General features: G+C 59.3%; 14 protein-coding genes. 11 read left to right on the forward strand and 3 right to left on the reverse strand.

Annotated features, from left to right (window positions below):
• Positions 1-30 precede the first annotated feature (30 nt).
• The 7 genes from G3480_RS29525 (at position 31) to G3480_RS13250 (ending at position 11,933) form a co-directional block, all read left to right on the forward strand.
• On the forward strand, positions 31-240 hold the full coding sequence (locus tag G3480_RS29525) for a DUF4258 domain-containing protein (protein WP_420824624.1): 210 nt from the start codon (positions 31-33) through the stop codon (positions 238-240).
• A complete protein-coding gene (locus G3480_RS29530; RefSeq protein ID WP_164654365.1) occupies positions 237-476 on the forward strand; it encodes a type II toxin-antitoxin system MqsA family antitoxin in 240 nt (79 codons plus the stop codon). The genes G3480_RS29525 and G3480_RS29530 overlap by 4 nt, the downstream gene beginning before the upstream one ends.
• 333 nt (positions 477-809) lie before the next feature.
• Positions 810-1,607 (forward strand): phosphoadenosine phosphosulfate reductase family protein, encoded by a 798-nt coding sequence (locus G3480_RS13230; RefSeq protein ID WP_164654366.1) that lies wholly within the window; start codon positions 810-812, stop codon positions 1,605-1,607.
• A 4-nt stretch (positions 1,608-1,611) separates the two neighbouring features.
• Entirely contained in the window at positions 1,612-3,963 is a 2,352-nt protein-coding gene (locus tag G3480_RS13235; RefSeq protein ID WP_164654367.1) for a phosphorothioated DNA-binding restriction endonuclease family protein, read from the forward strand.
• Positions 3,960-5,564, forward strand: a complete 1,605-nt coding sequence (locus G3480_RS13240) for a hypothetical protein (RefSeq protein WP_164654368.1) — start codon at positions 3,960-3,962, stop codon at positions 5,562-5,564. Before G3480_RS13235 ends, G3480_RS13240 begins: the two co-directional genes overlap by 4 nt.
• Complete coding sequence (locus G3480_RS13245) at positions 5,561-10,873, forward strand: ATP-binding protein (protein ID WP_164654369.1); 5,313 nt, start codon at positions 5,561-5,563, stop codon at positions 10,871-10,873. Before G3480_RS13240 ends, G3480_RS13245 begins: the two co-directional genes overlap by 4 nt.
• Positions 10,874-11,039: 166 nt before the next feature.
• A complete protein-coding gene (locus tag G3480_RS13250) occupies positions 11,040-11,933 on the forward strand; it encodes a hypothetical protein (protein WP_338114135.1) in 894 nt (297 codons plus the stop codon).
• Positions 11,934-12,398: 465 nt separating this feature from the next.
• Here G3480_RS13250 and G3480_RS13255 read toward each other — a convergent pair whose 3' ends face one another.
• Positions 12,399-12,959, reverse strand: a complete 561-nt coding sequence (locus tag G3480_RS13255; RefSeq protein WP_164654371.1) for a Uma2 family endonuclease — start codon at positions 12,957-12,959, stop codon at positions 12,399-12,401.
• 100 nt (positions 12,960-13,059) lie between these two features.
• On the opposite strand from G3480_RS13255, the gene G3480_RS13260 reads away from it, so the two are divergent.
• Positions 13,060-17,568 (forward strand): coiled-coil domain-containing protein, encoded by a 4,509-nt coding sequence (locus G3480_RS13260; RefSeq protein ID WP_164654372.1) that lies wholly within the window; start codon positions 13,060-13,062, stop codon positions 17,566-17,568.
• 219 nt (positions 17,569-17,787) lie between these two features.
• Here G3480_RS13260 and G3480_RS13265 read toward each other — a convergent pair whose 3' ends face one another.
• Positions 17,788-18,207 carry a type II toxin-antitoxin system VapC family toxin gene (locus G3480_RS13265; RefSeq protein ID WP_164654373.1) on the reverse strand — a complete coding sequence of 140 codons (420 nt, stop codon included), beginning with the start codon at positions 18,205-18,207 and terminating at the stop codon, positions 17,788-17,790.
• Positions 18,194-18,454: an AbrB/MazE/SpoVT family DNA-binding domain-containing protein gene (locus G3480_RS13270; protein WP_164654374.1), complete on the reverse strand. Its 261-nt coding sequence runs from the start codon at positions 18,452-18,454 to the stop codon at positions 18,194-18,196. The genes G3480_RS13265 and G3480_RS13270 overlap by 14 nt, the downstream gene beginning before the upstream one ends.
• A gap of 390 nt (positions 18,455-18,844) precedes the next feature.
• On the opposite strand from G3480_RS13270, the gene G3480_RS13275 reads away from it, so the two are divergent.
• The 3 genes from G3480_RS13275 to G3480_RS13285 all read left to right on the forward strand — a co-directional run bounded on the left by G3480_RS13275 (position 18,845) and on the right by G3480_RS13285 (position 22,476).
• The gene (locus tag G3480_RS13275; protein WP_164654375.1) at positions 18,845-21,424 is read left to right on the forward strand and encodes a DNA phosphorothioation-associated putative methyltransferase; all 2,580 of its coding nucleotides are present in this window, start codon (positions 18,845-18,847) and stop codon (positions 21,422-21,424) included.
• Positions 21,425-21,653: 229 nt separating this feature from the next.
• On the forward strand, positions 21,654-21,821 hold the full coding sequence (locus G3480_RS13280) for a hypothetical protein (RefSeq protein ID WP_164654376.1): 168 nt from the start codon (positions 21,654-21,656) through the stop codon (positions 21,819-21,821).
• A 418-nt stretch (positions 21,822-22,239) separates the two neighbouring features.
• Positions 22,240-22,476, forward strand: coding sequence for a hypothetical protein (locus G3480_RS13285; protein WP_164654377.1), 237 nt, complete (start codon positions 22,240-22,242; stop codon positions 22,474-22,476).
• Positions 22,477-22,535: the final 59 nt, after the last annotated feature.

The raw sequence follows: 22,535 nt of genomic DNA on the forward strand, positions 1-22,535 counted from the left end.
TTACTGGAACCTGGGATCCACAGGGCGGAAGTGATTGATGCCTTGCGCCGAGGAGCGATTACTAGCACCTACCCAGATGATCGCCCGATTCCAAGCGCCCTGATCTATGACGCTCACGAGCGGCCGCTTCAGGTGGTTGTCGCGCTGGATGTCAACGCCACGACCTGCTTTATCATCACTGCATATTGTCCGGATGAAATCCATGTTGAGTCTGATATGAAAACGACGCAGCCGCGATGAAACCAGCATGTCCACTTTGTTGTGGCGGCGACCAGCGCCAAGGATCGACCACATTCACCGCAGACCTTGGATTTGGCGTCGTCGTCGTGCGCCATGTCCCCGCACAAATCTGTGATCAGTGCGGCGAAGAATGGCTTCACGACGATATCGCCGAGACGCTAGAGGCGATCGTTGCCGATGCTCATGCCAGACACAGCCTTGTTGACGTTCGGGAATGGCGCGACCAGGCGGCGTAGTTCGGGTTCGCGAAGTGAAACGAGAATGCTGCCGGGCCTCGGTCATCCGTTGGACCAGTCGGCTGGACGAGCGAGAGCGAAGTCCACCGAGTCCCGCTCTGTTGTTGGTGGACTACGCTGCGCTTGTCCACCCTACAGAAGACGACTGGCCCGAAGGATGATCGACGCCTGCTGCCGCGACAAAACATGAGATAAAAGCGATCCAGACCGACACGATAGGTGACATCCACGGCAATGCAGGCAGTGTGCCGGATAGATCGCATCAGGCTTCGCTGACCCGAGCGGTACTTCGGAAATCTGCGCATCGATCGGATACGAGAAAAGAGGCATCGAATGACTGAAGCAAATTCAGAACGTCCTGTTCGCCATCTCCTAGGGCTTTCCGGTGGAAAAGACAGCTCAGCACTCGCAATCTATTTGCGCGACAGGATTCCGGAAATGGAATATTTCTTCGCCGATACTGGGGCCGAATTGCCGGAAACCCTGGAGTTTGTCGATTTGCTTGAGGATTATCTCGGTAAGCCGATTGTTCGGTTGAATGCGGGGCGTGACTTTGATTATTACCTGAAGCTACATAATAATTTCTTACCATCGCCTCAGCAAAGGTGGTGTACGATCAATCTTAAACTGATTCCTTTTGAAAATTATGTTGGTGATGATGAGGTCATTTCATATATCGCAATTCGTGCGGATGAGCCGTCAAGAGTGGGTTATGTGTCGACTAAACCTAATATAAAGACTCGGTTTCCGTTCAAGGAAGACGGTTTGAATAAGGACGATGTTACGCAGATTCTAGAGTCATGCGGTCTTGGTCTTCCAAAATATTATGAATGGAGAAGCCGCTCAGGTTGTTATTTTTGTTTTTTTCAACGCCAAGAAGAATGGCTGGGCTTAAAGAAGCATCACGGGGATCTTTATGAGCTTGCGCGTCAATATGAAAAGGCTGATGAGGAAACGGGAAAAAGATATACGTGGAATCAAAGTGGTAGTTTAGATGAAATTGTATCTCGCGCGGAGAAAAAAGCGAGTCTTCCCCGAAAGCAGACGAGTAAAGTTTCTAAAAAGCTGATCGATAATTTTAGTGATGAAGATGACGATTCTGATAGTGCTTGCTTGATTTGTATGCGCTAAGAAAATGGAAGATCTGCGAGAGCTTTTTCATCGAGTCCGCGTCTATGGCTCAACGGGTGTGCTCGCGTTACATAAACCTTTGCTATTGCTGTTCGCGCTCGGACGTTGTCTCAACGAGAAGCCTCGAATGACTCCGTTTTCAGTCGTTGACCTGAAATTGAAGTTGCTGTTTTCTAGGTTTTATCGAGATGGGTTAGCGAAGGGAAATACGCATTATCCTTTTGGGCGTTTGGAGAATGATGGTTTATGGGAAATTGAAAAAAGCTCTGAGCTAAAACGTACTAGTGTCGGGCATCTAATCAAGCCTGAGTTGATTGAGAGAAATATACATGGAGGATTTTCTGCTCCGATATATAACGCGCTTCGGGCGGATAAACAGCTTATTCTGAAAATATCTCAAGATATACTTGATCAGTATTTTGAGTCTTCAATTCAGCAAGATCTCCGTGTCGCGGTAGGGCTGCCTGCGGATTCTGAAAAATACGGTGCGGACATGGAAAATAGCATATCAAACTTGAAAGATGCGGTTGGTGAATATGAACATATTCTTGATTGCAAAAATAAAGATTGCAATGATTTTATTGACTATCTAAATTCACTCCATAACGTGACAGCAGGCGGAGCAAACGCGCTGGCGGAATCGCAGGCTATGAGCCGCTACTTTGGCGAACTTTATGAGCCATTTGGAGTTACCGAAACCATCTTTGATTTGATGGGTGATTATCGTGACTGCGTTGTCATTCTGACTGGTCATGCTGGAGACGGAAAATCAACGGTTGCCTTGGATGTCTTGAAGCGTTTGCGTGGTATTCCGTTGCGAGAGCCTTTGGATCAGCCGCTGAAAGCGTTGGAATCAGTTGATCATCCGACCAAGCCAGGAAGAGTCGTCTCAGTTGTCAAGGACATGAGCGAACTCAGCGCGGAGCAGCGCCTGCAATGGCTGAATGATGCCTTTAAGAGCAATGGTTCCTGGTTGATTATCAGTAATACTGGGCCGCTCTTGAATACCTTAGGCGAATACGCGAAAAATGCACCAGGCGATATCGAGAGCCGGATTCTGGGCCTGCTGAATAAACCATACTCCAGTGGCAATCTCGGCCCTCATACGTTGACGGAATTCCCCAAGGATGTGGTGATTCTCAATATGACACGCCTGGACAATGTTGCTCTGGGTGCGAAACTGCTGGCGCGCATGGTCGATCACAGCGGCTGGCGACGCTGTGATGCCTGCGATGTCAGCATGGCCTGTCCCTTGCGCCTCAATCGGCGGGCGCTACAGGAGACTGGCCCCGTCATCGAGGCGCGCGTGCGCTGGATCTATCAACGACTCACGGCCTATGAGCAGCGTTTGACCCTGCGTCAAATGGTGGCCCATCTCGCCTTCAGCCTCACGGGGGGGATGACCTGTCATGAGGCGAGGACGAGCGTGAACGGGTCGACCGCCGAGGGGGTCGACCGGGGCACCGAGGGTCTTGAGGAGATTCTGTTCAGCGAGGGGTTTTTTGGCTACCGGAAGGGAAAACCGCTGCCGAAAAGCGACCGCCTCCGCGCGATCGAATTGATGCGTCGTCAGCGCTTCGGCGCCCCCGTCGCGGTGGATTTCGAGCGCCAACTGCCATCCATCGAGGGCCCGGACTGGGTCACGCATTCGGATGCCTTGGCGGCCGTCGCTCAACGCTGGCGCGAGCGTGCCGGCGAGGCGGCTGGATCGCGCTGGCGGTTTGCGCAACGCCGCATGCTGTATCTCTTCGGCCAACCGATATCCGGCGCCGCGTCGCAACTCGACACCTATCTCGACCATTTTCTGCAATCGCCGCGCTTGCGCGACTTCGATCAATGGCGGCATGCCGAGGCGATCGAGATCAGCCCGGTCGAACGGAAACGACTCTGCAAGAACTGTCTGCGTGTCCTGCTGGAGATCTATTCGGGATTCAGTGCCGGCCAGTTCCGGGCGGATCAGGAATATCTCTATCTCACGTTACGGCGTCCGGATCGCGCGGTGGTTCAACCGACGCAATTGGTCGTTGCGGAGCTGCCATTCAGCGACTTCGATCTGGATTACGATCCCCTGGCACGCGTGCCCTTGCTTCGCTTTCAGAATGGCAAGGTGTCCCTGCTGCTCAGCTTGCCCTTGCTCGACTTCATTCATCGGCGCCATGAAGGACAGCTTGGGAGCGATCTTTCTCAGATCCACTTGGCGCAACTGGAATGGTTTCGCGCCGAGTTGTTAAGGATGACGGATAAAAAAATCGGGCGAAACGATGTCGTTTTTTTGCGGGCGGGCATCGACGGTCAAACACATTTACACCGTTATGTTCTGGATGAGGAAAATCAGCGCTTGGAGCTTGAGACATGAATGATTTGGACGATCGCAGTGTTGATGATGGTGGGTCTCTTTTTGCCCGTTTTCCCGCTCAGAATGAAACCGATAAATCGAATCCCGCGATTCGCCTTTATGGTCAAAGATTCTATAAAGATCAGACGCCCGTGGAATATCTTGCGGAATTTTTGTTGGTTTTTTCTTCGCCAAAGGAAAAGGGTGGCGAATATGGTAATAGTTTTTCAATCAGCCGGGATGAAAATAAAAAAGCCGCTTATGGTTATTGGCCGGAAGATCGAGTCGGTTTGAAGTTATTTTCCTTTTTTCCTTCGTCAAAGCTGGAGACTCGGCATTCCGTCCATCGTGCCGCCTACCTCGAAGCGCTTGAAGAGATGAAGCTTGCCTTGTCGGGATCGTCAGAGCAAAAGGAGGAGACGATCCGCTTTATTCAAAGCTTGCTTGCCGGGTTTGTTGGGGTTGCCAAAAATAGAACCTGGGCCACTCATTGCTTCTTGCCTATATCTCGAAATCTATTAGGTAGAGAGCTTGATTGGCTTCACAGTCAAGCTGAAAAAGATGCCAATTTGACTTCATGGAGAGATGCGAGCGACTATTTTGCGCGGGATCGTCATAATTTCATGGCGAGGGGTGGGGAGTTGCTTTTCTTGCAGCTTGCCAATCTATTTTCATCGATTGACGCGCCTGAAATCTTGTTGTTTTCTCGAAGGGATGAATATTCGCATTTAGAGAAAAAGCTTCAAGGTCTGGAGCAGCGGTTGACCGCGGGATTGTCGACGCTTCTTGATCAATCGCTCGGCCCTATCAACTCCTTGGTGGATATGATCGAATCACGATTAGTCGATTATAAGCTCGAAAGTCAAGCAAAATATGCGCCGCTCGGATGGGTTCCGGTTGCGAGTCGAATCGAGGCCCTGCTTTTTGCCTCGGAGATCGATAATATCTGCTCATTGACTGTGGGTGCCTTGGAAAAAATAGATCTATTGCAGCTCTTGTGTTGTATGCAGGTTCTAAGGTCGCTCTGTTTCCAGGCCCGTCGCTTTGACGATTCGGAACGTTCGACATTTGGCTTTGTCGGTAATTATGCTTGGGTAGTGAGCGACCCCGACGCAAAATCACGAGAGCCGATTCGGAAATTGGCCGAGTCTTCTTTTACCATGATAGAGGCCCTGCTTTATCGGGTTCTGCGTCGCCCTGAAATTAACTCTGATGGAAATGAGAAGTTTGCTGAGGCCGATAAGCATGGATTTCAAATTTTTCGGAAGATATCAAAAGAAATCAATCTTGTCATTCCCCCTAATGGACGTGGTCAACGTTTTTCGCTCAATCCGGCTTTGATGCGTTTTTTGGTTGCGGCCCTGGTTCAGCCAGGGGAGTATTTGCGCTTGACGGACTTTTATCATCGTGTCTTTGCCCATTACGGTATTGCCCTGGGCGGCGAGCCTTTAGCGGTCGCCCTGGCCTGGTGCGGCAGCGGCGGTGATTCCAAGAATTATGCGGTCGATATGACCTCGGGATGGGTGGAGGAGACCTTGCAGCAAGGTGGCTTTCTGATCGAGTTGTCCGATGCGGTGTCGATCGTTCACAATCCGGGAAGCAGCAGTCGGGAATGGTCATGAACTTATTTGTCGAGACGCTGGCCGGTTATATCAAGCAGGAATGGGATCTTGCACTGACCTCGGAGGGCGGACCCAAGGAGGCGCGTTTGATCGTCCAGAGCCTGGATCCAGACACCGTCTTTGCCTTGTTCTCCGAGCTTGAGGCCCATCGGGCCGAGTGGCTGAACCGGGGACGCATCGACTGTCATTTTCGGGTGGCGACTGGGCTGTGGCGTGATTGGTGTCGTATCAGTCGCGATGCCGAGGCCACATTCAAGGCCAAACCACAGTGGATCGATAAGGAGGATCGACTGACGGCCTATCGCAACATCATTCGACCGACGGATCGGGATGGTCTTGTGGTCGTCTTGGTTGGTTTGAATCATGCGTCCGATCAAGGCGGACTCTCAGGTTTCCATCAGGTCGATGAGCGGCGAATCTGGCAACAGATGGGTCAAACCTTCTTGCCATGGGTCCAGAAGATCCTTAAACGGCTGGCGCTTCCTGCCACCGAAAATGAGACTCAGGGGCTCGACGATTTCATTCATCAGCTCTTTACGGTTCAACCGCTCCAACTCGCCAAATTGGCTGATTTTCTTGAGCGTGAAGTGATCGGGGAGGGAGCGGATCTCTATAGCATGGGCGATCTGATCGACCGTTTTCATGCCAAATTGCCCTTCTGGGGTCTCCCGCCTTTATTGACGCCCAGCAGCGGCTTGAAGCGTGCCGCTGGATTGCTCAAGGACGCGGCGACCTTTATCTCGCATCAGCGCTTCAAGAGCGGGACCGAGCAAAAAAAGGCCTGGAAAAAGCTCGATGACGCTTTCACCGAAGGTCGGCTCGATCTGCCCTTGACGCTCGATGAGGCTGACGAGTATCAGGATCTCGATGCCTTCAAGAACACCCTGCAAGACTTTATCTTCAAGGCCGATACCAAGGCGCGGGCGCGATTGCTGCAAACGGATCTGACGCCGGTGCTGGATGTGCTTAGGAAAAAGGAAACAAAGGAAAAGGGCACCTCCACAAAAGTGCCGAGACTTTCAGGCTTGAGCCTGGAGGTGCTGCTCCAGGCGGTCTGGATGACGCTCAAGGATTTCCAAAAGAAGCACCCGACGCCCGCGTTATTCGAGACGCTGGACGCGGTGCGGATCGAGGTGTTGAGCTTCAACCATGATTTGCAGGATGACGACGAGGCGGGTCTGGGCGGCGAGACACTCGCGCGCGCGCTTCTGAAGGGCTGTCTCGGTGGCTTGGTGGAGGTCGTCGAGCAGATGGATTGGCGCTTGCCGGTCGATAGCGATCAAATCGATGACTTGCGCGAGCATTGGGAGACGTCGATTCCGCTGACCCTGGCCCTGGACCTGGATGCCATCAAACTCGGCAAGAGCAGGGCGCGTCCCTATGTGCATTTCAAGGTGCATATCGAGGCCGAGGGGGGAGAACGAACCTTTTCGCGGCCCTACCAGTGGGCCTTCGGACCGACCCATCCGGAGCGGGTCCGTTTCCAAAGCGCTTGCACGGTGCGGGAGCTGTGGAAGTCTGGCGAAGCCGCCTCGCCCCTGCTGCCGGTCTTTCGTTTGCCGGCGGTGAATATGACCGCGCTCTATTACGCAGCCGATGAGGAAGAGGCAAACCGGCTGGTCAGCCAGGCGCTGAGCGATCTCTCGCTGGTCGATCTGCTCGATGGTCTGCCCGAGGATTGTCTGGCTTACGATCTGAGGCAGGCCACCAAGGGTTTGGCCGCGCGCTATCGCGAATGGCTGGATGCCTATGTGACTCAGGGGTACTACCAGGCCAATCAGCATTATTTCTTGCCGCTGCGTGCCTGCTATCTCGACTTGGTCGAGCGGGTGCTCGATGTGCATGTGGTCGGGAGCGCCGAACTGCTGCGCCGTCTCTATAAGGCGTTTCTGCTGGTTGGCGACGGCATGGTTCCAAATCACGGATTTCTGGGCTCGGCGGTGGCCTGGGGTATCAGTCCGCCCGTGATGGAGTTGATCCATGCGAGAACGAAGTTTCTCTGCGATGGTTTCCCCGAGGTCGCGTCGGAGCTTGCCCTGGGTCGTGAGGCGGAGGCGTCGTTCGAGCAGTTGCTGAACCTGGCTGAAATTCACCGGCCCCTGGCGGGGTTGGTGGTGAACGCCGAATTGAAGCTGTCGGCCGAGATCAAGTCGTTTGGATTGCTGCATCATCTCGGCGAGGCGCCGGATGTCGAAAAAAGCCTGGCGGTTCAAACCCTGCTGCGCGAGGAGGGGAGCGACGACGACGAGAACGTGACCGAGAGCATCCGCCCGCGCGAGGAAAGCGAGATCGTCGCGCGGGTGCTGAACGATTATCTGCAACTCTATCCCTTCGCCGAGGACGGTCTGCGAATCTTGGCGCTGCATGTCGAGGAGTTGAGCATCATCCTATCGGGCGTCGACCGCTTCCTGCGCGACTATTTGAAGCGGACCTCGGCGGACTGGCCGGCCTTCCACTGCGAGGTGACGGTCTACACGACCTCCTCGTCGCCGATGGCGATGGAAAATCGGCTCATGGCCTGGCGCGACGATCTCATGGCGCGCTATCGCGAACGTGGACGGCCATTGGTGCTGGCGGTGGGTCACCGTTTCGCGCCGTCGCGCGAGAAGATGGCCGAGCTGGTCGAGCAGGAACAGCGGCTCTATGACCTGGCCTTTCTGTTCCGCTTCCTGGCGGGCGAACTCGCTGGTGAGGTGGAACCGGCCTCGCCCGTCGAGTTCGATTTCAACTCGAACAATATCAGTCCATTTCCAGTCTGCGAATATCCGCGCCCAATCCAGCGCGGCGATCCCTGGCGCCGCCAAAGTTTGTTGAGCAATCGCCGCCTGCATATCCAGACCCGGCACGCGGATCTGTCGGCACGCTTGCGTCATCCACAGGATACCAACGCCGATCATTTGATCTTTGGCCGCATCAATTTCGAGTCCTGGTGCCCGCTCCTGGAGTGTCTGCATCGCAAGGCCCAATGGGTGGCCTGCATCGATCCCTTTGTCGACAAGCGCCTCTTGCGGACCGCCGAGCGACAGTCGCGGCGTCAGATCGTCGGCTTTACCTCCGGGCTGGGCGCCTATGGCGAATTGAATCTGTCGATCTCGACCGAGCAGGACACCCTGGAACAGCTCGCCGAGCTGGTGCGCGCCGAGTTGATCGAACTGCTGCCGTTTCAGGACGCGGGCGGCTTTTCGGCCATGGCGTCGAGCGTAGTCGGGGAGTCCGAGGAAATCATCGGGCTTTCGGCGCTACGCGCGGTGGTGGGGGAGGGCGAGCGGATCCGCGAGCTGGTCGGATTCGCGGCCATTCGCCGTCTCCTGGCGACGCCGGATGCTTGGATGTCGCAGTTGTTGCCAATGGACTCACTGCTGCATTGGTTCGCCGGAAGCGATAGCGTGCATCGGCCGGATCTATTGCAGTTGTCGCTGCTCCCGCGCGACGGCGATGTGCCCTTGGTCAAGGCGATGGTGATCGAGTGCAAGTTCGCGCATCAGAACCCAGAGCATCTGTCGAAGGCCACCATGCAGGTTCAGGATGGGCTCAGTCATCTGACGCAACTCCTGACCCCGAATCGCTGCGATATCCAGCGGGTGACCTTTGATCGTCGCTATTGGTGGGCACAGTTGCAGCGCGCCATGACCTCGCGAACCCTGGTGAACCTCTCCGAGCATGACTGGCGCAAGCTCGACAAGGCGCTGGAACAACTGGCCGAGGGCTATTTCGAGATCGCCTGGCAGGGCGCGGTCTTTACCTTCTGGACCAATGCCGAGGGTCCGACGCCGACCCTGACCCCCTTGCCGCTGCCCGCTGGCGTCATTGAAGCGCCCTTACAGTTGCCCGATGGTTTCGCGATCTGGCATGTGGCACTGGGGCACGATGGGGTGATGGCCTTGTTCGACGCGGACAAGACGCCTGATCGCTTGGTGCTCGACGAGACGGCGGTCCATGTGGGTCCGGCGGTGGGGGCTGTCAGGCCGCCCATTGAGCGGGTCGAACCGGTTTCCAGGGAGGAAGAGGCAGAGGAGGCGGGGAGCGCGCCGGTGGTTGTCGCGCCTTCGCCAAAACCTGTCGATCCTAAGCCAGAAACTGTCGATGAGGGGCGTGTGGAACCCGACCCCGATCCGTCGCCGCCCATTGTCGAGTCGACGGTCAAGCCAACGCCCATGATCGAACCGCTTCCTTTAGCGACGCCGACGGTTCCAGAGAAATTGCTGATCGGGACGCGCACCAACGGCGAGCCTGTCTATTGGCATTATGGACATGCCAACCTGGCGAATCGGCATCTTTTGCTCTTTGGTGCCTCTGGGTCGGGCAAGACCTACGGCATTCAATGTCTGCTGGCTGAAATGGCCGCGCAACGTCTCCATTCGCTGATCATCGATTACACCGATGGGTTTTTACCGCAACAGGTCGAAGCCCTGTTCGATGTCGCCGCGAAGCCGAAAAATCATTTTGTCGTGACGGATAAGCTGCCGCTGAATCCCTTTCGCCAGCAGGAATATACGCTCGACCCCTCGATCCCGCGCATCAAGGAGAGCCCCTATCAAGTCGCCTCAAGGGTGGCGAGCATCTTTATCTCGGTCTACGAGAGCATCGGGGATCAACAGAAGGCGGCATTGATGCGCTCGCTGGAGGAAGGCATTTCAGGTGATTCGCAATTCACCTTCGATAAGCTGTTGAACCGCCTGCGCGACGATAGTCAATACGGTGAATCCTTGGCGAGCAAGCTGGAGCCCTTGATCAAGTCGCAGCCTTTCCGGGAGGGCGAGGAATCGGCGTGGGAAGATATGTTGTCGGGGCACGATCATTTGGTTCATGTCCTCCAACTCAAGGGATTGGGGCGTGATGTCCAGAAGCTCGTCACGGAATTCGCGCTCTGGGATTTGTATGATTTTGCCTGCAATAACGGCAGCAAGAACCGGCCGATTCCGATCGTCCTGGATGAGATCCAGAATCTCGATCACAGCAGCGATTCGCCGATCGATAAGATGTTGCGCGAGGGACGCAAATTCGGTCTGTCGCTCTTGCTGGCAACCCAGACCACGAGCCAATTCGATCAGGAAGGACGGGATCGCCTCTTCCAGGCGGGCCATAAACTCTTTTTCAAGCCCGCCGATACCGAGATCGAGCGTTTCGCGACCCTGTTGAGTCAAACCACGAGCGAGCCCAAGGCGGATTGGCGCCAACGCCTGTCGAACCTGCAAAAGGGCCAGTGTTGGTCGTTGGGGCCAGTGTTGACCTCGGCCGGCAAGCTCCAGGAAAAAGCCCTGCTGGTCAGGGTCACGGCGCTTGAACAGCGCCAGCTCGGAACACCGTAGGTCGGGTTAGCGCAGCCTAACCCGACATTCCGTGGCGCAACGTCGGGTTACGGCGCGCGTTAAGCCGCTGAGTTATCAGGGATCTTCGTGCCACGCGCGCCTAACCCGACCTACGGAGGTTGTTGTTTTTGTCAAGTTGTTTCAGGAAGTTGCCTAGGAGATGAGCGTGCAACCAAGTGACGGGCCGGGACTCGACACCGACCAGCTACCGCTGAATTTCCCTCAGACCTTTCTGCCTGACCGGCGTTTGCTTGGGAAATTGTTGGTGTTCGCCGAGGGCAATGGCGGCGGCGATAAGGAGTCCATTGGGGCCGCGACCGGCATCCCGACCGGGAAGAGCACGGGCAAGGTCGAGCCGATGATCCACTATGCGCGGGGCATGGGGATGGTGCGCGCGTCCCGGACCGCTGGGGTCTGGCGTCTGGGTCTGACCCCGTTGGGGCGTATCGTGCGGCGGGAGGATCCCTTTCTGAGCGAGCCCCTGACGCTCTGGCTCCTGCATCTGCTGCTGTCGCGCCGCTGGGGTCGCGAGGCGCCGGCCGTGGGCGTCGCGGATGCCTGGTTTGCGTTCTTTGCGGAGGGACGGTTTCGGCTGGGGCCGCGTTTTTCGCCGTCCGAGGCGCTTGATTTCCTGACCGCTCGGCATGGCGAGAAGCGTTCTCTCAAGTCGCTTTCGACCCTGGTTCCCCGGATGTATCAGGAGGACAGCAGCTTTGCCGCGATCCCTGTCCTGACCCTGGATGCGTCGGCGCAAGAGACGGTCTTCGTGCGCGGCGAGGCCCCGGTCGAGCGGGCTTTTTTCCCGGCCTATGCCGCCTGTCTCTTTCTCCTGTGGGATGAGCAATTCAGCGGCGATCGACAATTGGCCTTCCGGGATGTCGAGCGCGAGACCCGTCTGCTGTCGCTGCTCGGCTGGAGCGACGCTCAGGCGACCCGCTGGCTGGATTGGATGGCCGACAAGGGGCTGGTGCAGATCGACCGCTATACCGGCGACGCGGTGCTGCTGCGACTGCGCGAGACAGGGGAGGTTGTGGATGCGCTTTATAGCGAATTGCTTTGATGTTCCGTAGGTCGGGTTAGCGTAGCGTAACCCGACATTCCGAGGCTCGATGTCGGGTTACAGCGCGCGTTAAACTTCTGAGTTATCAAGAATCTCTGTGCCACGCGCGCCTAGCCCGACCTAGGCCGCGTGCTCTTATGCTGGAGAGATTCGGCAAGCATTCTCGAAGCTAAGCCGGACGGAATACTTTCACGATCCTTCGAGCCTGGATACTCGACAAATGTCGGATGACGCTGCGCTAAACCGATCTTGGGGCAAGATATTTCTTATAGAAACAAAGGCATGTCATGCTGGAAACGGATTTGGCCTTAGAAAATGCCCATCAATTGTTTCCCGATGCAAGCAATGCCGCCCGAAATCCCCCCTAGCCCCCCTTTGCCAAAGGGGGGAAGTTGTTCAATGCCGCCCGAAATCCCCCCTAGCCCCCCCTTTGCCAAAGGGGGGAAGTTGTTGATGGAGACTTTCTTAGTCGGCCCACAGCTCGGACAGATCGAGGGTGACGGCATCGAAGGGGGCAATGGCCGCCTTGTCCTCGCCGCTCCAGGTGCCTGGGGCCAACCATTGTCCGCCTTGGTTGGCGTAAGCCTCCAGGGTGCGGATATCGGGGTCGATGATCCAGCAATGGGCGACGCCGGCGGCGGCATAGCGCGGCATCTTCAGATCGCGATCTTTGCGGGCGGTTGCTGGCGAGAGGACTTCGGCCACCCAGTCGGGGGGCGTTTCGAACCAGGCGGTCTCGGGCAGTCGGGGTAGGCGTTGGCGTCGCCAGCCGGCCAGGTCGGGGACGAGGATATCGGCGTCGAGGTGGAGTTCGGGTTCGTCGAGGATCCACCAGCCGCCGGGGCCGCCGCGTCCACGATCGAAGGGCGTCCCCAGATCCGCGCCGAGACCGGAGGCGGCGCGCGCATGTCTGGGGGCGGGGCGCGGTTGAGCATGCAGCCGACCGCCGATGATTTCGCCGACCTGGTTGTCCGGTAGGTCGAGTAGGTCTTCATAGGTCGCGTGACGGAAAGCGGCGGAGGTCATGCGGGGGCTCTCGCGGGTGATCGGTGCTTGCCTTGCCGTTCAGTTAAGCCGTTCGCGTGAGGATTGTCGAGGTGGTTTTTTTGACTCAGGGAGAAGACGCATGCGGGTTGAAAGTCTGGTTCGTTTTCATGATGAGCATTTTTTCGACGGCGCGGTGCAACTGCGTTGGGTTCAGGAGCGGGAGGCCCAGGCGCAACAGGCCGCGCGCGCTTTCGTGTTTCATGGGCCGCGCTATCACGGCGCGGGCGAGGCGGACAAGGAGGGGATCGACGCCACTTATCGGCTGAAGGATAGCGCCAGTTTCGTCGCCGATCTGCTCGATTCGATCCAGGCGGGCCTGGCTGGCGCCGAGCGCAATCCCTATCTGCTCGCGGTCGCGGGTTATGGCGCGGGCAAATCCCATCTCGCGACGGCGTTGGCGGTCTTGCTGGATGCGCCAGGGGCGCCCGCCGCCGCTGACATCTTGGCGCATCTCGCCCAGGCGGACGCGACGCTTGGCCGGTCGGTCGAGCAGGGACTCGCGCGGCTTGGCAAGCCGGTGCTGGTGCTCTGTCTCGACGGGATGGCCGGTTTCCATCTGGGCAATGCGCTGAGTCAGGCGGTCTTCGCGCAACTGGAACGCCATGGCGTCGACGCGGGCGCGATTCGGGCGCTGTCGCCGCGCTTCCAGACCGCCGAGCAATTCGTGCAACGCAATTTCGACTTCCGTGCCGACGCCTTCGCGCGGCAGCTCCCCGATCTGGACGCCGAGACGATCCTTGCGCGGCTACGCAATCAGGACGAGGCCGTCTATACGGCGGTCGATGCGATCTACTCCGACGCCAATGGTTCGCCGATCCCGATCACGGGGCAGGAGTCGGCTCAGGATGTGATCGACACAGTCTGCGAGGTCTATTGCGGACCGGACGGCGCCTTCGCGAGCTTGGTGATCCTCTTCGATGAGTTCGGTCGCTATCTGGAGTACGCGGCCGAGAAGCCCCAGCTCGCCGGCGATTCGGCGCTCCAGCAGATCTTCCAGGGCATTCAGGACAACAGTCACCGGGCCTGTTTCGTCGGCTTCATTCAGTACGAGCTGAAGACCTATCTGAAACGCTTCGGGAGCGCGGACCTGCGCCAGTTGCAGCGTTATATCACCCGTTTCGATGCGTCCGAGAAGCTGTATCTGTCGACCAATCTGGAAACCATCTTCGCGCACATGATCGGCAAGGACGATGCCGGTCTGGACGCGCTGTGGAGCCAGTCGCGGGCGGAGGAGGCCCAGCGGACGACTTGGCGGCGGATGTCGCTCGCCTTGCCGGAATTCGGCCGCTATCCGGTGTGGAGCGACGCGGACAAGTTCGACCGCGTGATCGCCCGTGGCTGTTGGCCGCTGCATCCGCTGGCCACCTGGTTCCTGACCCGCCAGCGCGATGTGGTGCAATCGCGCTCGGCGCTGACCTTCATCAAGGAGGTCATCGATCGGATCGGCGCCGAAGCGGCGATATCCGGCGGTCGTCTCCGCCAGGTCAGCGCCGCCGAGCTGGTGCTGCGCGGCATGCTGCCGGAGATGATCGCGGCGGAACGCGAACGGGGCGTGGCGGTGGCCGAGACGCTTCAGGTCTTGTTGGAGAAGTTCCAGAACCATCTGAGCGGCGAGCAAGCATTGGCCCTCGCGGGTGTCGCCATCCTGGAAAAGATGCGCGTCGGCAAGCAGACGCAAGCGGCCATGGACGAACTGCTCGGCGAGGCCGCGGCCCTCGATGCCGATGAGTTGCAAGGCGCCCTGCGGACCCTGAGCCAGGACTTGGGCGCGATCGAGTGGAATCAGGATCTGGGTCAGTATGAGCTGATCGCCGATGCCTCGACCCGGGGGCAGTTCCAGCAATGGCTGCGGAAACGCCAAGCCTCCCTGTCTGCCGAGGCGGTGCGCGATCTCTTTGTGCGTAACGCGGCCAAGCATGGCGATCTGGGCGATATCCAGACGGATTTTGGCCGACTTCACGAGATCGCGACCACCGAATGGTTTTACGAGGCGCGCCGCGAGCAGGTCCAGACCATCGAGAACGCCATCAAGGCCGCTGCGCGGGACTGGGAAAAGGCCATCCTGCCCAAGGATGCCAAGGGGCGGGTGATCTATCTCTATCTCCATGCCGAGGATGATCTGGCGGTCGTGGAAGAGACGATCGCCCGCGCGCTGAGCGACGAGGCCAAGCGCCTCGGCCAGCCAGCCCTCCCGATCTGGGTCATCGGCCTGGCGGATCGCGACGGGACGCTCGCGGAACACCTGGGGCGCTTGCATCTCTTCGATGAACAGCTTTCGGACGATGAGCGTGAGCGGTTTCGACGCTTCGTGCCGGAAGAGCGCGAGCGCAGCGGCTTGGCGCTGAAGGAGGCGGTCGCGCGGATGATCAAGGAACGTCTGTTCTGGGTCGCCGGGTGCGAGGAGATCCCGAGCGGGCGCTTGCGGGCGGTGGGCGAGGCGATCTTTGCGCGGGTCTATCCCAAGGTGCTGCCCTTTCCCTTCGATGGCTTCGCCACGGCGGCTGGCGGTGGTCCGGCCGACGCCGCGCAGCTCACGCGCGGCCTGATCGCGCGTCAGGTCGATGGCCCCTGGGTGCAGGCGCAACCCAAGCGGCTCCAGAATCGCGTCCAGGCGACCCTGGTGCATGGCTGGCAAGTCCTGGCGACGTCCGGCAAGCTGACCGCGCCGGGCAATCCGGAGGTCAAGGCGGTCCTGGATGGGCTCCAGCGGGCGCACGCGGACGATCCCAAGCGCTCGCTGTGGCTCTCCTATCGGGCCTTGATCGCGCCGCCGCATGGGATGAATGCCGCCTCGGCCGGTTTGCTGCTGGGGCTCTTGTTGGGCGGCCAACATCCGCCGCGACGCATCGAGCAGAACGGCGAGATGGTCGCCTCGGCCGATTGGGTCAATGCCGCGTTTTCCGCCCAGCGTGGCCGCCATCATCTGGAACAGGGCCTGCTCGAAAAGACGACCCTGCGGTTTTTGTCGGAGGATGGCGAGGGCCGCTGGCGCGAGCTGCTGGAGCGCTGGGAGGCCGAGAAGAACCTTGAGCTCAAGGTGGCGCTCGCGCGGGAGGCGGAGCGCCTGTGCAAGGTCGATCCATTGCCCGAGGCCTTGGAAGGCAACTTCAAGTATCTGCTCGATAAATCCGAGGGGGCGGCGCTGAAGCTGCGCCAATTCAAGGCGCAACTGGACGAATGGGAGACCAGCATCGAACGTGCCGAGCGGCAGAACAACCTGGGCGAATTGCTGCGGTTGTCGACCTTGCTGTTACGGCGGCAACAGGAGGTGAATGACGGCATTCACTGGTCGTCGACCGCCGTCGAGGCGTGCAACAAGCTGCTGATCCCGCTGCGGCAGATGGTCTCGCAACGGGTCGCGGACTGGATCCCGCGCCAGAGCTGTCATAACGCGACCGATGTGGGCGCCTTCCGTCATCGCATCGAGAAGGCCATCGCGAGCTTGAAGGACCTGGGGTTCGATTCGGAGGCGCGTGCGCTGGAGGAACAGTCGCAACGTGCGATCTTCCAGGTCGAGAAGCGGCAGCAATTCGCGCTGACGCTGGCCGAGAGCGACGATTATCCGCGCCAGCCCGAGCCATCCGATTCGACGCCGGTGCGCGATCTGCTCGACGACATCGAGAAGGGCGAGGCACTGATCGTCGGCGTCGAGGCGGCGCGCGCGGTGCTGACCGACCCGGAGATTCAGGCGCGTATCGGCGCGATCAAGCAGCGACAGCAGGGTTTGCGCGCGGCGCTGGAGCGACAGCGCGCCCGGCTCGGCGAACTCCTCGATGTCACCCTGGACAGCGAGGAGGTCATCAAGGAGACGCTGACGAAGGCGGACCGACTGCGGGCGATCTTCGTGGGGACGCGCGATGAGTCCGAGGTGAGCGATCTGGCGGTGCTGTTGGAGCGCGTGCTCTCCGATATCGCGGTTTGGGAGTCCGGCGAACTGAGCGTGGATCGCCTGGAGAACCTGTTGAATCAACAGATCGCCTCGCAGTTGGCCGATCTGGAGACCTTTCTGGCGGACCGGGAGATCGAACCGGCCTGGGAGATGGCGACGATCTATCAAGGGCTCGTCGCCGCCCGTCTGTCCGTCGCGCGCCGCCGGTCGGCGGAATGGGTCCGGCTGCATCTGATGAGCGAGAACCAGATCGCGGAGCTGGCGGGCGAATACTGTGCCTGGACAGCACGGGAGTTGAAAAACGCGCCCGCCTATCTGGCGGACGCCGATCGCGCCCAGATCGATCGACTCCTGGTCGCGCTCGACCAGCGTCAGAGCGAACTCGCCGAGCAGGAACGGCTTGAGCGGGTGCGCGACTGGCAGCAGCGATTCCTGTCGCTTGGCCCCATCGACCGGCTCGACAAGCATGAAACGCAAGACCTGCTGAAGGCACTGCACAACCCATCGGACGACTTGCTGCCCGCGGAGCAGGCCATGCTCGAACCCGTGGCAGCCGAGCTGACGGCGCATCTGGATCAGATGAGCATGGACGAGATCCTGGCGCGCATCGAGCGGCTGGCCCTGGAGCGGCAGCGCGCGCTCTTCGATGTCCTGGCGGCACGGCTCGGGGAGGCGGAGGTCGAGACAGAGGCGGGTTGAGCGTTTTGCGTGATATCCGGTTTCCAATCGGATGTCGGATGTAGGTCGGGTTAGCGCAGCGTAACCCGACATTTCGCGGCATAACGTCGGGTGACGGCGCGCGCTTAGGAAGCGCCCATCAACTGTTTCCCGATGTGAGCGATCCCGTCCGAAATCCCCCCTGGCCCCCCTTTGCGAAAGGGGGGAAGTTGTTGATGGACGATTTCTTAGTCTTGTGTATTAACCCGTCGGCACCATGACCATTGGCTCCGTCCCCAGACGTAGCGCCCGCCGGGCGAACCGGCGGTCGTCGAAGGTATGGAGCGCCTCACAGTGGCCGCAACCCGAGAGATGGAGTGCGTCGGCGAAATCCATGCCCTGGGCGAGCAGATCGAGGGCCTTGGCGATACGTCCTGACTCCTCGACGTTGACGCTCGCCAAGCCCAGCAAGTGCTCGAAAACCTGGATGACGCTGTCGGCCTCAAACCGATAGAAGGCGCGGAGCACCCATTCCAGCTCCAAGACGACGGTCAGCGGGACGAACAGACTAGGGTGGCTGGTGATGATCCGGTAGGCGATGGGGCGCTGCCTGACGGCCTCCGGGTCAGCGGGATCGTCGACATAGAATCGGGCTAGAATGTTGGTATCAAGGGCGATCATCGCCGGTTTCACGCATCGCTTCGGCGACATCGAAATCGTCGAGACGCCGTTCCCCTGGCTGATCACACCTGAGCATTCCATATCCGTCTTCGGGTCGAGTTCGCTTGATCGCCCGCCGGGGTCTCACACGGATACAGTCGCCCTCCAACTCAAAATCGAGTTTCGTGCCCGGCTCGATCCCGAGCCGGTGCCGGATCGCGGCAGGAATCACTACTTGCCCCTTGTCCGAGACGGTCACTGTCGACATGGCTGTCGCCTCTTTTCTTACGTGGTAAGAAGCACAGTCTAACGGATTAAACCGCGCCCAGAGCGAGAAACGTCATTTTGTGGCTTTCTCCAGCTTTGCACCATGACGAACGTCTCGGTGAGGCGCGGTTTAAACGATTAAAAAATATAAAATTCTAAACCGCGTCGGCGAGATCTTAAAGGGCGACATAGAGCGGTTTTTCAACGACGACGTTGATTCTCGGATTTTTCGCGGGCATCGGCCGCTCCCTTGTTTATTGATCTCGGACTGCTTGATAAAAGCAGTGTGACTTATGCGTCATCGCGTCAAGCATTGTCGTCGGGTAGGCGCACATGGCCAGGTGGGTTATCGTTTGCTCAAAGGGCTAAAGATTTCGAATCGGTGACTGCGATGGGTTCCATTCCAAGCAAGGTGGTTGGCGGGCGGACCTATGTCCATGTCGATGCGCTGCCGCTTCTGGATGCCGGGATCGCGGCGCGCCTGGACGAGGCGGAACGGCTGGCCGGGGTCGAGCGGCGGTCTCGATTCAATCTGGTGCGTTTCGATGATGACGGCCCCTGCGTCGCGCTGCTGAATTACCCCGCCTTTGACGATGATCCCTTTCCGGCGCTGCGCGAGAGTTGGCTGGTGAATCTCGATCAGGCGACGCTGAGCTATCGGACCTATGCGGATTCCTTGAATCCGCCGATCCTGCATCGCAAGGAACTCCTGCTGTCGACGGATCATCCGCGACGCGAGGAGTACGCGGCACTGACGGCGACGGCCGAGTCCATCGGTCTGTTCGACGAGCCCCGGCGGATTGGTTATCGCCGCCAATGGCTGGCGCTGGTGCGGGAGAAGGGGTATCGCATCGAGGGCCACGCCCTGGTGCCGCTCGGCAATGACGAGTCCGATGAGCCGGCGGAGGCGGCGCCGCTGCATGCCGGTTGGCAGGCGTCTCGCCAGTTGACGGCAATGGTGCGCTATGGATTCTCGGCACCGGTCCAGTCGCTCGCCCGGCATGGCTTCCTGGATGGCCGCTATCGGCTGTTCGATTACGGCTGCGGACGCGGCGACGACGTGCGGGGGCTGGTCGAGAACGGCGTGAGTGCTGCCGGTTGGGATCCTTACCATGCCCCGGACCGTCCCATTCAGTCGGCCGACATCGTCAATCTCGGCTTCGTGATCAATGTCATCGAGGACTTCGACGAGCGCTTGGAGGCGCTGACGCGGGCCTGGTCTCTGGCGGAGCGGCTGTTGGTGGTCTCGGTGATGCTGTCCAACCAGAACGACCCGCGTGGTGAGCGCTTTCGCGATGGGGTCATGACCCAGCGCGGGACCTTCCAGAAGTATTTCAGCCAGTCCGAAATCAAGGCATTTCTGGAGCAGGTGCTTGATGAGGAGGCGATCCCGGTCGCCCCTGGTGTCCTCTATGTTTTTCGCGACAAGGACGCCGAGCAGCGCTTTCTGGTCGATCGCTATCGCAGCCGGCGCAACCGGCTGCGCGATCCCACGCCCCGTGCGCGCGAGCGGGTGGTGCGCGAGCGGCGCGACCGCGCGGCCGAAAAGTATGCCGCCTACCAGGCCCCGCTGGAGCGACTCTGGGAGCAGTGGCTGAGTCTCGGGCGCAAGCCGGATAAGTCCGAGACCGAGGATCTGTTGGAACTGACCGAAGGCTTTGGCTCACTGCCCAAGGCGCTGCGCTTTCTGGAAGGGCGCCATGACACCGATGCGCTCGAGCGGGCCGCGGTGTCCCGGACCGCCGACCTGGAGGTCTACTTCGCCCTGCAGCTGTTCGAGCGGCGCAAGCCCTACAGCCACCTGGAGTCTGGGCTCCAACGCGACATCAAGACCTTCTTCGGAGACTATGCGGCGGCCAAGACACAGGCCACCGAGCAGCTGTTCCGCATTGCTGATATCGGCGCCATCGAAGACGCCTGCCGTGCCGCCGCCGAACATGGGCTGGGCTGGCTGGATTCCGGCCAGTCGCTCCAGCTGCATGTCAGCCTGGTCGAGCAGCTTCCGGCGCTGCTGCGCATCTATGTCGGCTGTGCCGCCGTGCTCTATGGCGACTACCGCGAGGCCGATCTCGTGAAGATCCACATCGCCTCGGGCAAGGTCAGCCTGATGCGCTATGACGATTTCGAGGGCCAGCCGCTGCCGCGCCTGGTCGAGCGGGTCAAGATCAAACTGCGCGATCTGGACATCGACTACTTCGCCTACGGGGAGGAGTACGCCCCGCCGTTTCTCTTCTACAAGTCGCGCTATATCAACGAGGAGTTTCCAAGCTACCCCGAGCAGCTCGCCTTCGAGCAGACCCTCGACGATCTGGGCTTGCTCGACCTCAGCGGCTATGGCCCGCCGCCAGCCGTCTTCCAGGAGACCCTGGCGCGGCATCGCTGGACGATTGAGGGCTTCGATCTGGTCCGTGCTCAGAGCATCCCTGAGCTGGACGAGCCTTGCGGGCGCTTCCTCAGCTTCCGCCAGCTGATCGAGTGCGGCGAGACCCAGGCGAGCACAGGATTGGCCAATCTCCCCAAGCAGCCCGAGAGCTATAACGCCCTCCTGGAGCTGGCCGAGCAGCTGCTCGACCCCGTCATCGACTACTTCGGCATGATCCGCCTGACCTACGGTTTTTGTTCACCGGAGCTGGCCAAGGCGATTCCGGGGCGCATCGATCCCAAGCGCGATCAGCACGCCGCGCACGAGCGCAATCGGCTGGGCAATCCGGTGTGCGAACGCTTGGGCGCGGCGGCGGACTTTTTGGTCGAGGACGAGAGCATGCTGGAGGTCGCCCAGTGGGTGGTCGCCAATACGCCGTTCGATCGGTTGTATTTCTATGACGACGACCTGCCGATTCACGTCAGCCATGGACCAAACCAGGACCGCCAGATCGTGCGGATGGTGCCGAGCAAGCGCGGGCGGCTGGTGCCAAGGGTGATCGCAGAGGAGGCGTTCTTGCAGATGGATCCGGGCGCACTTCAGGGATGAGAACGACGGACGATGGCTGCCCCGCTGTTTGTGCGATCGGTGGTGGCGCAGATTTCAAGGCCGCATAGGTGCAATAGAAGGTTCGACGTCTGAGATCGGGGTTAGGGGCAGGGCGCCGGTTCCTCCATCGACGGTTTCGTAATCGTCCGAACGATCAGGCTGCGGCGATGGACTCGGACTGACACGACCGATGATCCGGCCATTCCTTTCTCGACGGAGTTCCGAGCACATGCCCTTCACCCCGCTGCATCTCTGGCCTGGTCTCGCGCTCAAGGCCCTGGGTGGTCGCCATTTCAGTTTCTTGGCCTTCGGTATTGCCCAGGTCGCCATGGATATCGAGCCGCTGCCGGGTCTGTTGACGGGTGCCGAACGGCTGCATGGCCCGACCCACACTTAGGAAGCGCCCATCAACAACTTCCCCCCTTTCGCAAAGGGGGGCTAGGGGGCATTTCGGGCGGCATCGCTCGCATCGGGAAACAATTGATGGACACTGTCTTAGAAAGCGTCCATCAACAACTTCACCCCTTTCGCAAAGGGGGCTAGGGGGGATTTCGGGCGGCATCGCTCGCGTCGGGAAACAATTGATGGACACTGTCTTAGAAAGCGTCCATCAACAACTTCCCCCCTTTCGCAAAGGGGGGCTAGGGGGGATTTCGGGCGGCATCGCTCGCATCGGGAAACAATTGATGGACACTGTCTTAGAAAGCGTCCATCAACAACTTCCCCCCCCTTTCGCAAAGGGGGGCTAGGGGGGATTTCGGGCGGCATCGCTCGCATCGGGCAACAATTGATGGACGCTTTCTTACCTGGCCGCAGTGGGTATCGCCCTGGTGGTGGCCGTCATCGCGCCCCTGATTGGGCGGCCCGTCCTGCGGCGCTGGAATCGAGAGGTGGCCTGGGCGCGTCTGCCCTGGCTGGCCGTTCTGCAGGACTTCACGGCTGTGTCGGTGCTCACGGGTGCCGTCCTGGGCACCCTCTCGCATGTCTGGCTCGACAGCCTGAGAGGCTGTCTGAATATTGCAATCGCCCGAGCTGTAGATACTCTGTTCTGACGCAAGTCCGATTTGCCTCCTGTCCATCATTTTTTTCTATCGGCATCGTTGTCTCAGCG

The sequence above is a fragment of the Thiorhodococcus mannitoliphagus genome, from assembly GCF_010915725.1.
In the GTDB taxonomy this organism is placed as follows: domain Bacteria; phylum Pseudomonadota; class Gammaproteobacteria; order Chromatiales; family Chromatiaceae; genus Thiorhodococcus; species Thiorhodococcus mannitoliphagus.